At 65.8% G+C, this 13218-nt stretch carries 14 protein-coding genes; all 14 read right to left on the bottom strand.

What is annotated here, in order from left to right; genetic code table 11:
• Positions 1-119: 119 nt before the first annotated feature.
• Complete coding sequence (locus CH268_RS14445; RefSeq protein WP_027494358.1) at positions 120-2660, bottom strand: ATP-dependent Clp protease ATP-binding subunit; 2541 nt, start codon at positions 2658-2660, stop codon at positions 120-122.
• Between the two features lie 274 nt (positions 2661-2934).
• A complete protein-coding gene (gene lysS, locus CH268_RS14455) occupies positions 2935-4458 on the bottom strand; it encodes a lysine--tRNA ligase (protein ID WP_048317274.1) in 1524 nt (507 codons plus the stop codon).
• A 36-nt stretch (positions 4459-4494) separates the two neighbouring features.
• Positions 4495-4917, bottom strand: coding sequence for a rhodanese-like domain-containing protein (locus CH268_RS14460; RefSeq protein ID WP_032364474.1), 423 nt, complete (start codon positions 4915-4917; stop codon positions 4495-4497).
• Positions 4914-5483, bottom strand: a complete 570-nt coding sequence (locus CH268_RS14465; RefSeq protein WP_052056950.1) for a cysteine dioxygenase — start codon at positions 5481-5483, stop codon at positions 4914-4916. Before CH268_RS14465 ends, CH268_RS14460 begins: the two co-directional genes overlap by 4 nt.
• Before the next feature lie 137 nt (positions 5484-5620).
• A complete protein-coding gene (locus CH268_RS14470; protein ID WP_032373865.1) occupies positions 5621-6421 on the bottom strand; it encodes a type III pantothenate kinase in 801 nt (266 codons plus the stop codon).
• A gap of 4 nt (positions 6422-6425) precedes the next feature.
• Positions 6426-6857 carry an aspartate 1-decarboxylase gene (gene panD / locus CH268_RS14475; RefSeq protein WP_094664907.1) on the bottom strand — a complete coding sequence of 144 codons (432 nt, stop codon included), beginning with the start codon at positions 6855-6857 and terminating at the stop codon, positions 6426-6428.
• Between the two features lie 4 nt (positions 6858-6861).
• Positions 6862-7806 (bottom strand): pantoate--beta-alanine ligase, encoded by a 945-nt coding sequence (gene panC, locus CH268_RS14480; protein ID WP_094664798.1) that lies wholly within the window; start codon positions 7804-7806, stop codon positions 6862-6864.
• Positions 7803-8717: a Rossmann-like and DUF2520 domain-containing protein gene (locus CH268_RS14485; protein ID WP_032364477.1), complete on the bottom strand. Its 915-nt coding sequence runs from the start codon at positions 8715-8717 to the stop codon at positions 7803-7805. Before CH268_RS14485 ends, panC begins: the two co-directional genes overlap by 4 nt.
• Before the next feature lie 114 nt (positions 8718-8831).
• Positions 8832-10058, bottom strand: coding sequence for a DUF6779 domain-containing protein (locus CH268_RS14490; protein WP_094664800.1), 1227 nt, complete (start codon positions 10056-10058; stop codon positions 8832-8834).
• A gap of 90 nt (positions 10059-10148) precedes the next feature.
• Positions 10149-10619 carry a DUF3180 domain-containing protein gene (locus CH268_RS14495; protein ID WP_032369421.1) on the bottom strand — a complete coding sequence of 157 codons (471 nt, stop codon included), beginning with the start codon at positions 10617-10619 and terminating at the stop codon, positions 10149-10151.
• Positions 10616-11125 carry a 2-amino-4-hydroxy-6-hydroxymethyldihydropteridine diphosphokinase gene (gene folK / locus CH268_RS14500; protein ID WP_094664802.1) on the bottom strand — a complete coding sequence of 170 codons (510 nt, stop codon included), beginning with the start codon at positions 11123-11125 and terminating at the stop codon, positions 10616-10618. The genes CH268_RS14495 and folK overlap by 4 nt, the downstream gene beginning before the upstream one ends.
• Entirely contained in the window at positions 11122-11523 is a 402-nt protein-coding gene (folB, locus tag CH268_RS14505; RefSeq protein ID WP_045841635.1) for a dihydroneopterin aldolase, read from the bottom strand. Before folB ends, folK begins: the two co-directional genes overlap by 4 nt.
• Positions 11520-12368, bottom strand: a complete 849-nt coding sequence (gene folP / locus CH268_RS14510; RefSeq protein WP_255182401.1) for a dihydropteroate synthase — start codon at positions 12366-12368, stop codon at positions 11520-11522. The genes folB and folP overlap by 4 nt, the downstream gene beginning before the upstream one ends.
• Before the next feature lie 19 nt (positions 12369-12387).
• Positions 12388-13014 carry a GTP cyclohydrolase I FolE gene (gene folE, locus CH268_RS14515; RefSeq protein WP_371832489.1) on the bottom strand — a complete coding sequence of 209 codons (627 nt, stop codon included), beginning with the start codon at positions 13012-13014 and terminating at the stop codon, positions 12388-12390.
• Between the last annotated feature and the right edge of the window lie 204 nt (positions 13015-13218).

Raw genomic sequence — 13218 nt, forward strand, 5'->3', positions numbered from 1 at the left:
GGGGGGGTGGGGGGGGGGGGGGGGGGGGGGGGGCGGGGGTGCGCGGGCGGGGCAGGTGAAGATACGACAACGGGCGATCCTCCGAAGAGGATCGCCCGTTGTGTTGGAACTGGTGAAACTTACTCGCTGTCGCTGTCTCCGGCGGCCTTGGCCAGGTCGACCGGGACCTCGTCGGGGACGATGATGGCTTTCTTCTCGCCGCGGAACGTGAACTTCGCGTCCTCGCCAGCGCCTTCGCCGTCCCAGTTCTCGACGTCGACCAGGATGATCTGGCCGGCTTCGATCTCGCCGAAGAGGATCTTCTCCGACAACTGGTCCTCGATCTCGCGCTGGATGGTGCGACGCAGTGGCCGCGCACCCAGGACGGGGTCGAATCCGCGCTTGGCGAGCAGAGACTTCGCCTTCTCGGTGACCTCGATCGCCATGTCCTTGTTCTTGAGCGCACCTTCGACTCGGTTGAGCATGAGATCGACCATCTGGATGATCTCGTCCTTGGTGAGCTGGTGGAACACGACGATGTCGTCGATACGGTTCAGGAACTCGGGGCGGAAGTGCTTCTTCAGCTCGTCGTTGACCTTGAGCTTCATCCGCTCGTAGTTCGATCCGGTGCCTTCGCCCGAGGAGAAGCCGAGGCCGACTGCCTTCGAGATGTCCGAGGTACCGAGGTTCGAGGTGAAGATCAGCACGGTGTTCTTGAAGTCGACCGTGCGTCCCTGGCCGTCGGTGAGACGACCGTCCTCGAGCACCTGCAGGAGGGTGTTGTAGATCTCCTGGTGTGCCTTCTCGATCTCGTCGAACAGGACGACGGAGAACGGCTTGCGGCGGACCTTCTCGGTGAGCTGGCCACCCTCTTCGTAGCCGACGTATCCGGGAGGAGCACCGAACAGACGCGAGGCGGTGAAGCGGTCGTGGAACTCGCCCATGTCGATCTGGATGAGCGCGTCGTCCTCGCCGAAGAGGAAGTTCGCGAGTGCCTTCGACAGCTCGGTCTTACCGACACCGGACGGGCCGGCGAAGATAAACGAGCCCGACGGGCGCTTCGGGTCCTTCAGACCTGCACGGGTACGACGGATCGCCTTGGAGACGGCCTTGACTGCCTCGACCTGGCCGATGATCCGCTTGTGCAGCTCGTCTTCCATGCGGAGCAGACGGGTGGTCTCCTCCTCGGTGAGCTTGAAGACGGGGATGCCGGTCCAGTTGCCCAGAACCTCGGCGATCTGCTCGTCGTCGACCTCGGCGATGACGTCGAGGTCACCGGAGCGCCACTGCTTCTCCCGCTCGGCACGCTGACCGACGAGGGTCTTCTCCTTGTCGCGCAGGTTCGCAGCCTTCTCGAAGTCCTGTGCGTCGATGGCCGATTCCTTCTCCCGGCGTGCGTCGGCGATCTTGTCGTCGAACTCACGCAGGTCTGGCGGCGCGGTCATCCGGCGGATGCGCATCCGCGCGCCCGCCTCGTCGATGAGGTCGATTGCCTTGTCGGGCAAGAACCGATCGTTGATGTACCGGTCGGCCAGAGTGGCGGCAGCGACGAGTGCACCGTCGGTGATCGAGACGCGGTGGTGTGCCTCGTAGCGATCGCGCAGACCCTTGAGGATCTCGATGGTGTGCTCGACGGTCGGCTCGCCGACCTGGACGGGCTGGAAACGACGCTCGAGAGCGGCGTCCTTCTCGATGTACTTGCGGTACTCGTCGAGCGTGGTGGCACCGATGGTCTGCAGTTCGCCACGAGCCAGCTTCGGCTTGAGGATCGACGCTGCGTCGATGGCACCTTCGGCGGCACCTGCGCCGACGAGCGTGTGCAGCTCGTCGATGAACAGGATGATGTCGCCGCGGGTGTTGATCTCCTTGAGCACCTTCTTCAGGCGCTCCTCGAAGTCACCGCGGTAACGGCTACCGGCCACGAGCGAGCCGAGGTCGAGGGTGTAGAGCTGCTTGTCCTTGAGCGTCTCGGGAACCTCGCCGTTGACGATGGCCTGCGCGAGACCTTCGACGACTGCGGTCTTACCGACACCGGGCTCGCCGATGAGTACCGGGTTGTTCTTGGTACGACGCGAGAGCACCTGCATGACGCGCTCGATTTCCTTCGCGCGACCGATAACCGGGTCGAGCTTGCCTTCGAGCGCGGCCTGGGTGAGGTTGCGTCCGAACTGGTCGAGAACCAGTGACGTCGACGGGGTGCCCGCCTCGCCGCGGCCGCTGCCGCTCTCGGACGGCTCCTTGCCCTGGTAGCCCGACAGCAGCTGGATGACCTGCTGGCGCACGCGGTTGAGGTCGGCTCCGAGCTTGACCAGAACCTGAGCTGCGACGCCTTCGCCTTCGCGGATCAGGCCGAGCAGGATGTGCTCGGTGCCGATGTAGTTGTGGCCGAGCTGCAGTGCTTCACGCAGGCTGAGCTCGAGTACTTTCTTGGCGCGCGGAGTGAACGGAATGTGACCGGACGGAGCCTGCTGGCCCTGGCCGATGATTTCCTCTACCTGGCTGCGAACTCCTTCGAGGGAGATGCCCAGCGACTCGAGAGACTTTGCTGCAACACCTTCACCCTCGTGGATGAGGCCCAGCAGAATGTGCTCCGTGCCGATGTAGTTGTGGTTGAGCATCCGGGCTTCTTCTTGAGCCAGGACGACAACACGCCGCGCGCGATCGGTGAACCTCTCGAACATCGCTCTCCCTCACTTCTCGGTGGGTGGTAGCTCGCCCACCAGTTCTTCCAGCGCCGCAGTGTCCTGAACACTCGGTCGCTTGTGCATTCGAAGGTAAGACTGTGTCTCACTGTAGTTGGCCGACGTGACGAACGCCGACCCTCCACCCCTGAAATACTGCGTATCCGGCAACGAGACGGACCGCCTCGTGTGCTTACTGTTCATAACGCAGGCACTTTGCAAAACGTTTCCCGATCGCTGTCCGCTGCTGGCGAACAGCGGACATACCTCCCGATCAGGCCTGCGACGGCTTGACGATCGGAAACAGGATCGTTTCTCGGATACCCAGCCCGGTCAACGCCATCAGCAGACGGTCGATTCCCATACCGGTTCCGGTGGTCGGCGGCATTCCCTGTTCCATGGCCGCCAGGAAGTCCTCGTCGAGCACCATCGCCTCGTCGTCGCCTGCGGCAGCCTGACGCGCCTGGTCCTCGAAGCGCTCGCGCTGGATGATCGGGTCGATCAGCTCCGAGTAGCCGGTCGCCAGCTCGAATCCACGAACGTAGAGATCCCACTTCTCGGTGACGCCCGGCTTGCTGCGGTGCTGACGCGTCAACGGCGACGTCTCGACGGGGAAATCACGAACGAACGTCGGTTCGGTCAACGCGTCGCCCACCTGGTGTTCCCACAGTTCCTCGACGAGCTTGCCGTGGCCGTAGATCGGGACGCCGTCCTTGCGGGGGACATCCAGCCCAACCTTGTCGGCGATCGCGAGCAGTTCGTCGACGGTGGTGTCGGGGGTGACGTCGAATCCGAGCGACTCCGACAGCGACGGGTACATCTCGAGCGTCGTCCATTCGCCGCCGAGATCGTAGGAGGTGCCGTCGGGCAGGGTGACCACGGTGGATCCGAGTGCGGCCACCGCCACTTCCTGGACGAGTTCCCGCGTCATCTTCGCCGAGTCGTCGTACGTGCCGTAGGCCTCGTAGGTCTCGAGCATCGCGAACTCCGGCGAGTGCGAGGAGTCGGCACCTTCGTTGCGGAAGTTGCGGTTGATCTCGAAGACCTTCTCGATGCCGCCGACGACGCAGCGCTTGAGGAACAGCTCCGGCGCTATGCGCAGGTACAGGTCCGTGTCCATCGCATTGGAGTGGGTGACGAACGGCCGGGCCGCGGCACCGCCGTGCAGCGTCTGCAGCATCGGGGTCTCGACCTCGAGGAAGCCGCGACGCTCGAGTGCGTTACGCAGTTCACGAACGACGGCGATGCGCTTGCGGGCGGTCTCTCGGGCCTCCGGACGCGTGATCAGATCCAGGTAGCGCTGCCGAATACGCGTCTCTTCGCTGAGTTCCTTGTGCGCGACGGGCAAGGGCCGCAACGACTTCGACGCGATCTGCCAGGCGTCGGCCATCACCGAGAGCTCACCGCGACGGGAGCTGATGACCTCGCCGTGCACGAACACGAAGTCGCCCAGGTCGACGTCGGCCTTCCACGCTGCGAGGGCGTCCTCGCCGACACCTGCCAGGCTGATCATGGCTTGGAGCTGGGTGCCGTCGCCCTCCTGCAGGGTGGCGAAACACAGCTTGCCGGTGTTACGGACGAAGATCACGCGGCCGACGACGCCGACGATCAGGCCGGTCGTCGTGTCGGCGTCGAGCTCGGGAAACTGGGTGCGGATCTCGAGCAGCGAATGGGTCCGCGGAACCGACACCGGATACGCCTCGACCCCGCGCTCGAGCAACGCAGCGCGCTTGGCGCGACGAATCCGTAGCTGCTCCGGGGTGTCGTCGGCCGGCTGGGTAGAAGCTGTATCACTCACGCGCACACACTTTACAGTCCGAGACTGTCGGGACGATCAGTGCGCTGCGACGGCCTCGGCCTCGCGAACGCAGTGCTTGGCCTGCGTCAACACCCCGAGCAGCCCGGCGGACTTCAGTGCCTGATAGCCGCCGACCAGATCGGTGGCCTTGTGCAGACCCAGCAGCTTGAGCGACGCGGCCGCGAGCGAGGAGGTATAGCCCTCGGAGCAGATGACGATCCACTCGACGTCGTGGTCGGTGGCGATCGCCAGCCGCGCGTCACTGGTGGGATCGAGACGCCATTCGAGGACGTTGCGTTCGATGGCCAACGCACCGGGCAGGGTGCCCTCGACTGCGCGCTGCGCCTGCGGGCGAATGTCGACGACGACCGCGCCGCGGTCGACAGCGTCACGGAGCTCGAAGACGGTCATGCGATCGATGGTCTCGCGAGCGGATTCGAGCATTTCGACGATGGTCATCTCGTGGCCTTCTCGGGTTCGGCGGTGAGCTCGCTGCGGGTACGGCGCAGCGTGGCGCGCTCGGTCACTTCGTAGTACGACATCGCCGTCAGCGGCGGTGAGTAGGCGTGCACGCTGAGGGTGGGCCCGGTCGTGTTCGACGCCGGATCGTGCATCACGTCGTGCACCCATCCCAGCGGAAAGGCTGCCTGATCTCCGGCGTCGAGATGACGTTCCTTCAGTTCGGTTCCCGCCCAACGGTATTCGAGCAAAGAACCACTCAGGACGGTCAATGCACCGAGCGATCCGGCGTGATCGTGCAGTTCGGTGGATCGCTCGGGAACCCAGCTGATCAACCAGACGTCGAGATCGTCGTCGGAGTGCAGGCGAGTGGCCCAACGCTCGTCCGTGGGCCACTGTCCACCGCCGGGAAGCAGGTGGTCGAACCGCCCTTCGAGGACGTCCGATGCGCCCTGATCGGTGATGCGCAGCAGGTCGGGTGGACGTAGCCGGGTCGGCAACGTCGAGACCGACCGTGAGGACAATCGGGGTCGGGAGGGTGCAGAAAATACAGGTGTGGAAAGCATGAAGCTCTACTCCAGGGATGTGTAACGAACGAGGCAGCGGTCAGCCTCGACAACACTCCTGGGTGGCCATGCACGTCATCACGCCGACGATTCTGACACACGAACGCCCGACGCGCTACCCCGCTTCACCGAAACATTCAGCGTGGCCGCCGCTTTGCCATGTTGCGTTCGTAGACCAGTCGCAGACCCTCCAGCGTCAGGTCGGGTTCGTGATGCTCGATGGTCGTCGACTCGGGCAGGATCAGCGCAGCGATGTCTCCGGTACCGATGACCGCGACGTCGGTGCCTTTGACCTCCGGCACCTCACGTCTGATGCGTCCGACAAGCCCGTCCACCAGGCCGGCGAAACCGAAGATGGTGCCCGCTTGGATGCACTCGACGGTGTTCTTTCCCAGCACCGACCGCGGCCGCACCATCTCGACCTCACGCAGCGTCGCGGTGCGAGTCGACATGGCCGAGGCCGAAATTTCGAGACCGGGCGCGATCGCCCCGCCGAGGAACTCGCCCTTGGCCGAGACGACGTCGACGCACGTGGTGGTCCCGAAATCCACCACGATGCACGCCGAGTCGTACAGATCATGTGCGGCAAGGGTATTGACGATGCGGTCGGCCCCGACCTCTTTGGGATTGTCGACCAGCAGCGGAACCCCGGTCCGCACACCGGGTTCGACCACCACGTGCACCACGTGATCCCAGTAGCGCACGAGCATCGTCCGCATCTCGCGCAGCACGGACGGCACCGTGGACAGAGCCGTCACCCCGGTGATCTGCTCGGCCTGTTCGCCCAACAACCCCCGCAACATGAACGCCAGCTCGTCGGCCGTCACATGGGGGTCGGTGCGAATACGCCAATCGCGCAGCAGTTTCGAGTGATCCCCGGTGCCGGTGAAGAGCCCGACCACCGTGCTGGTGTTGCGTACATCGATTGCGAGAAGCATCGAGTCAGACCAGCACGGAGTCGGCCCGCAGATCGCGCGGCGTGATCAGACCCGAACCGGCGGGCGCATGAGCCGGGTCGCTGCCGAGCTCGACCGGCCGGTTCTTGTCGTCGACGAACACCACCCGGGGTGCGTAGTCGGCAACCTCCTGCTCGTTCATGACCCCGTAGGCGATCAGGATGACCAGGTCACCCGGGTTCACCAGATGCGCTGCGGCCCCATTGATTCCGATCACACCACTGCCCCGCTCACCGGTGATCACGTAGGTCTCCAGCCGCGCACCGTTGTCGATGTCGACAATGGTGACCTGCTCACCTTCGAGAAGATCGGCAGCCTCCATCAGATCCTGGTCGACGGTCACCGAGCCCACGTAGTGCAGATCTGCGTGCGTGACGGTGGCGCGATGGATCTTGGACTTCATCATGGTGCGAAACATCGTGTCACTCTCCACTTTTCGGATCGTCGGGGCTAATTTCTTCTGGTCGTTTCGCAGGCTCCACTCCTGCCTCGAGGAAACCGGTGCCGACGGCGACACCGACGTTGTCGATCAATCTCGTGGTGCCCACTTTGGCTGCCACGAGCAGTCTTCCGTCTCCACGCTCGGGAGCCGGGCCGAGATGCGGGTCGCGCACCTCCAGGTAGTCGACCTGCACCAGCGGCACCTCGTCGAGCACGGCGCGCGCGGTGGCCAGGATGGCGTCGACGCCCCCGGCAGCTGCGTGCGCCCCGGCAACGAGGGCTGCCGACAACGCCATCGCAGCGTCGCGCTGCTCCGCATCGAGATACCTGTTGCGCGAGGACAGCGCCAGACCGTCCTGCTCGCGAACCGTCGGGACTCCGATGACCGCGACGTCGAAGTTCAGGTCTCGCACCATCTGCCGGATCAACGTCAGCTGCTGGTAGTCCTTCTCCCCGAAGTACGCCCGATGCGGAGCGGCTATCTGCAGCAGCTTCGCCACGACGGTGAGCATTCCCGCGAAATGCGTTGGTCTGCTGGCACCTTCGAGTTCACTACCGAGCGGACCGGGATGGACCGTGGTGCGCGGCCCGGACGGGTACATGTCGGACGCGGACGGTGCGAATACCAATTCCACGCCCTCGCCGCGGAGCAGTTCGACATCGGCGTCGAGGGTCCGCGGATAGGCGTCGAGGTCCTCCCCCACGCCGAACTGCAGTGGATTGACGAAAATCGACACGATCACGACCGCGCCGGTGAGCTTCGCCTGGCGCACCAACTGCAGGTGGCCGGCATGCAGTGCACCCATGGTCGGCACCAGAGCGACCTGCTTGCCGACGCCACGTAGGGCCTTGGACACCGACGTGATCACCGCGGGATCGTGGTGAACCGTCAACTGTCCCTTCGTGTAGCTGCCCGCGAGGGTCATCGCTTCCCTTCCAGAATCTCGATCAGATCGGCTGCGGCACCGATACGTTGGGCGGACCGCAGCGACAGCGCACGGTAACCGGCGGCGATCCGTGGATCGACGGCCTCGAGCACTTCGAGGTGTTTGCCGACAGCCGCGGTATCGCCTCGGGCCACCGGGCCGGTCAGTGCGGATTGTCCGTTGCGCAGCGCATTGTCCAGTGCAGCTTCGAGCAGCGGAGCCAGAACGCGCTCGGGCACACCACGTTCGGCATCGGATCCAGGAAAACCCGGACCGGCCAACGCAACTCGCAGTGCCTCGACCGCGTCGACCACCAACGTCACGAGGTGATTGCTGCCGTGAGCCAACGCCGCGTGGTAGAGCGCCCGGTTGCTCTCGGGCACGTGCACCGGCTCGCCGCCGATCTCGAGGACGAGGGCTTGGGCTACCGCATAACCGATCTCGTCGCCCGCGGTGATGCCGAAGCACGCGGCCGTCATCCGGTCGGTGTCCTCGGGTCCGCCGCTGAATGTCATGGCCGGATGTATTGCCAACGGAACCGCGCCAAGGGCAGCCAGCGGCTCCAGTACCGCGACGCCGTTCGCGCCGGAGGTGTGCGCCACCAACTTGCCCGGCGCGACCGCCCCGGTCGCGGCGAGACCGGCGACGATCGAGGCCAGTTCGTAGTCCGGTACCGCCAGAATCAGCAGTTCGGCGCGACGGGCAACCTCGTCGACAGGCAGAATCTGCGACTCGGGCAATCGATCACGTACTCGCGCGATGGATGCGTCCGATACCGCGGCGGCACCGACGACAACGTGTCCGACGCGTTCGAGCGCCTCACCGAATGCCGTACCGACCCGACCGGCGGAGACGACACCCACGGTCAAGCGAGCCGGAGACAGACCACCAGTGAACCCTGATGAGGTCACCGAAATTTTCCTCTCGTTCGTTCCAGTCCCGCTCGGCGGGTACCAGACGTCCTGCAGGGAACAATAGCGACAGCGGCACCGAACGTGCCATGGGAGACCGGTGTGATCTGGTTCTCAGTCTGCGCGACGGCGACGGCGACGCGTGCCGGCGTCGGTGGTCGTCGTGTCGGCCGAATCGCCGCCTGTCAGCCCGGCCATGATCTCGGCGACGGAACGGCCGTTGGAGTGCGCGCCGGACGCCTCCTCGGGGGATTCGGCGCGCCTGCGTCCGCGTCGCGGTGCATCCGCCGTCTCCTCGGCAGGCGTGTCGTCGACGCGGTCGGCTGCGAAGAACGCATCGGCCGAATCGCGCAGCGATCGGCGAGACTCCGGGTACGTGGCCTCTTCCTGGGCCGATTCGGACTCGGTGGCCTGCTGGGGCTGGGCCTCCTCGACAGGTTCGGCGTCCTCGACAGGTTCTGATTCGGCCGCGGGTCGACGCGTCTGCTCGAATCTGTATGCGGTGAACGGCGAGGTGGGCGGGCTCACCCGACCGGCCGGCCTCGGTGCCCCGTAGGGGCGGGACTGCGCGGCCGGCGGCTCGGTGCGGTCGTTCTGCCCGGCGTCGGTGACGTCGTCGGAACCCTCCGGTGCAGAACCCTGCTCGGCGGACGCGTCCTGTGCGTACCCGGAACCGGGGTCCGGTGTCGCCGTCGCGCGGGGCATTTCGTCGGGATCCTCGGGGTAGACCACCGACGTCTCGGCGGTGACCGGCTCGTCGTAGGGCGTGCCCACGCCGTTGAAGCCGGGGCCTGCGGGTCCGTTGCCGTTGCCGCCACCTCGTACGTACAACCCGGACGGTGCGGGCTGATAGCTGTCGTATCCGCGGCCACCGAGTTCCTGCATCCGCATCGCCTCGGCGCGCAGTGCGACCCGTTCGGTCGGCAGATTGCCCTCGAAGAGCACCTGCAGGTTCTGGCGCAGCGCGGCCAGTTCGTTACGCAGCGCGGCGACCTCGTCCGATTCCAACCGCGTCTCGTTGCGCACCCGGGCTTCGACGCTCATCTCGTACTCGCGTCGGGCCGAGATCTCGCGGGCGAGCTGCAGTTCGTAGACGGTCTGTAGGTCCTTGGCCTTGGTCTGATCCGCGGCCGCTTCCCTGCGGTACTTCGTCATCGCGAACGCACCGATCACTGCGGCCCACAGCGCCGAGAGCACCCCGACGCGCATCCACTGAACGCTTTCGCTGAACAACAACAGCACACTGGCGACGATGCCGAACACGACGAGCGCCGCGAGGAACAGCTGGCTCGCACTACGCCGCTTTCGGCGTCCCTTCTTGGCGCGAGTCTGATCTGTCATGTTCTCAAGGGTAACCGGCCTGTCGGTCGCATCCGGTCATCCCCGACCGATCACGTACACAACGAAGGTAACGATCGAGGGACGGATACGTTATCGGGAGCGCTCGTCGTCCCGATCTTCCGGGGTGCGGCAGCACTGCTCCAGCCACACCGCGGCGGCGACGACGGCCAGGCCCGCGACGAGGGCCACGATCGCTCCGGCTCGGTCCGCGGACGCCGCTCGCACCGTTGCCGCTCGTGGCAATACGTACACCAGGAAGCCGACGCACACCCCCACCAGAGCGGTTCCCACCAGCAACGACGCCTTCGCCAACACCAGCGCCCGGAAGACCGTCAACGGATGCAGGTCGTGCAGACCGGTGCCCACTCGATGCTCGGCGATGCGATTGCGGACGATCACCGCGGTCACCACTTCCACCACCGCGACCAGGTACAGCGACGCTCCGGCGTACACCGGGATCGGCGGAAACGAACCGTAGAAAACCCGCACCAGCAGCCACGTGCCCACTGCGGCGATCAGAAACAAACCCAAGACATCCCAGATCTTGGTGGGATTGGTCACCACAGTCGATCACCGTCGCCGTCGAGTCGGACGACTCCCGCTCGCTCGTCCGTACTCAGACGCTCGAGCAGCTCGGAGACCGGCACGTCCGCCCCGTCGACCCGAAGAGTGGCGTCGGGATCGACGTCCAGCCACGGCAGCAGCACGAACGCGCGCTCGTGCGCACGGGGATGGGGAAGAATCAGGCGCGGGTCCTCACTGATGACGTCGTCGCACACGATCACGTCGACGTCGAGGCTGCGGGGTCCCCAACGCTGCACTCGAACGCGGTCCGCTGCCTCCTCGAGTTGCTGCGCCAGACGCAACCAGTCCCACGGGCCGTAGGCCTCGTCCTCGGCCACCACGATCGCGTTGAGGAAGTCCTGTTGCTCGACGCCGCCCCACGGAGCAGATCGATGGACGGCCGAGCACGCCACCACGCGCGAACCCAATTCCGCTGTGACAGAACGCAAGTGGCTCATCGAGTCGCCGATGTTGCTGCCGATCGACAGCACTGCACGGCTCACTTTCGCTCCCGATAGGCCACCACGGCAACGTCGCCGAACGTCAGGGGAATGGGAGCCGACGGCTTGTGCAGCACCACCTCCACCGCGTCGACTCGGGAGTCGTAACCGAGCACCACCTCGGCGATCTCGGCGGAGACCGTCTCGATCAGGTCCCGGGACGGGCCCGCTACGACCGCCGCGGCATGTTCGGCCAGTTCGCCGTAATGCAGCGTCCGAGTCAGATCGTCGGTCTCGGCCGCGGGCGAGAGATCCATCCAGACGGTGATGTCGACGACGAAGTCCTGGCCGTCTCGCTTCTCGAAGTCGAAGACACCGTGATTGCCGCGGACGGTCAGCCCGCGCAATTCGATGCGGTCGCCGCGACGAGTCCCTGCAGCGGCACTGTTGATCTCGCTCATGCGCGACCACCCTGCCATGCCCGCACGACGGCCACCGCGTCGAGTGACGACCGGACGTCGTGCACCCGCACTCCCCACGCGCCGCCGGCGACCGCGAGGGCCGAGACGACGGCCGTCGCGATCTCCCGGCCGTCCGGTGGACGCGGTGAACCGTCGGGTTCGGCGAGGAGCGAGCCCAGAAAACGTTTGCGGGACGCACCCACCAGAACCGGGAAACCGGATTCCACCAGGGTGGGCAGTCCGCGCAGCAGCTGCCAGTTGTGCTCCGCGTTCTTGGCGAATCCGAGGCCCGGGTCCAGCACGATCCGCGACGCGTCGACCCCGGCGCTCACTGCGTGGTCGACCTGCTCGAGCAGTTCGCGGCGAACGTCGGCGACCACGTCGTCGTAGTGATCGGCCGGACCGGTGTGCCGGAACGTCGAGTCGGCGGCCCGCCAGTGCATCAGGATCCACGGCAGCCCGCCTTGCGCGACCACGCCTGCCATTGCGGGGTCGGCTCGACCGCCCGAGACGTCGTTGACGATCGACACCCCGGCCTCGATCGCCGCAGCGGCGACGTGTGCGCGCATCGTGTCGACGCTGGTGCTCACGCCTTCGGCGGCCAAGGCCGAGATGACCGGTACGACGCGCTGCACCTCGACCGACGGGTCGACGCGGTCCGCCCCGGGGCGCGTGGATTCCCCGCCGACGTCGACGATGTCGACTCCCAGCCGATGCATCGCCAGACCGTGTTCGACGGCCGCGTCGACGTCGAGGTAGCGACCACCGTCGGAGAACGAATCGGCCGTCACGTTGAGAACGCCCATGACGATGGGCGCAGCGGGAACGGAGCTCGCGAGAATCATCGTGATCGGACCGGAACCGTCATTTCCGGAGGATCAGGTCCAAGGCTTCCGAACGCGATGCCGCGCTGGACTGCAGCAGACCTCGGACCGCCGAGGTGGTGGTGCTGGCACCGGGCTTGCGGATACCGCGCATCGCCATGCACAGGTGCTCGGCCTCGATCACGACGATCGCACCGCGTGGGTCGAGTTTGCGCATCAACGCGTCGGCGATCTGGCTGGTCAACCGCTCCTGCACCTGGGGACGCTTGGCGTACATGTCCACCACGCGGGCCAGCTTCGACAGACCGGTCACCTTGCCGCTCTTGCCGGGGATGTATCCCACGTGGGCGACGCCGTGGAACGAGACCAGGTGGTGCTCGCACGTGGAGTACATGGGGATGTCGCGAACCAGAACCAGTTCTTGATGGCCTTCGTCGAAGGTCGTGTTCAGCGCGGTGTCCGGATCGGTGTAGAGGCCGGCGAAGATCTCGCGGTAGGACCGGGCGACACGAGCCGGGGTATCGAGCAGGCCCTGGCGGTCGGGATCCTCACCGACGGCAATGAGCAACTCGCGTACCGCAGCCTCCGCGCGGGGCTGGTCGAACACCGCGCCCGTGGCATAGGCCACCGTCTCCGCGATTCCCTGCTGCGGGGCGGCAGATTGCACGGCTGCTGGGACTTCTGCCGAGTCGCCTGTCGACTCGTCGGTCCTGTTGACTGACACGAGAACGTACCTCCGGTTGGGCTCCGCGAATGTGGCAGCTGGGCGGGCGTGCTGCTCGGTGTGAACGGCTCGCCGACGAACAACAGCACGGGTTCGAAACGACGCACTGGGTCGACCGTCACGGTCGACCCAGTCAGCCTAATGATC

Source organism: Rhodococcus sp. 06-1460-1B (assembly GCF_002258475.1).
In the GTDB taxonomy this organism is placed as follows: domain Bacteria; phylum Actinomycetota; class Actinomycetes; order Mycobacteriales; family Mycobacteriaceae; genus Rhodococcoides; species Rhodococcoides fascians.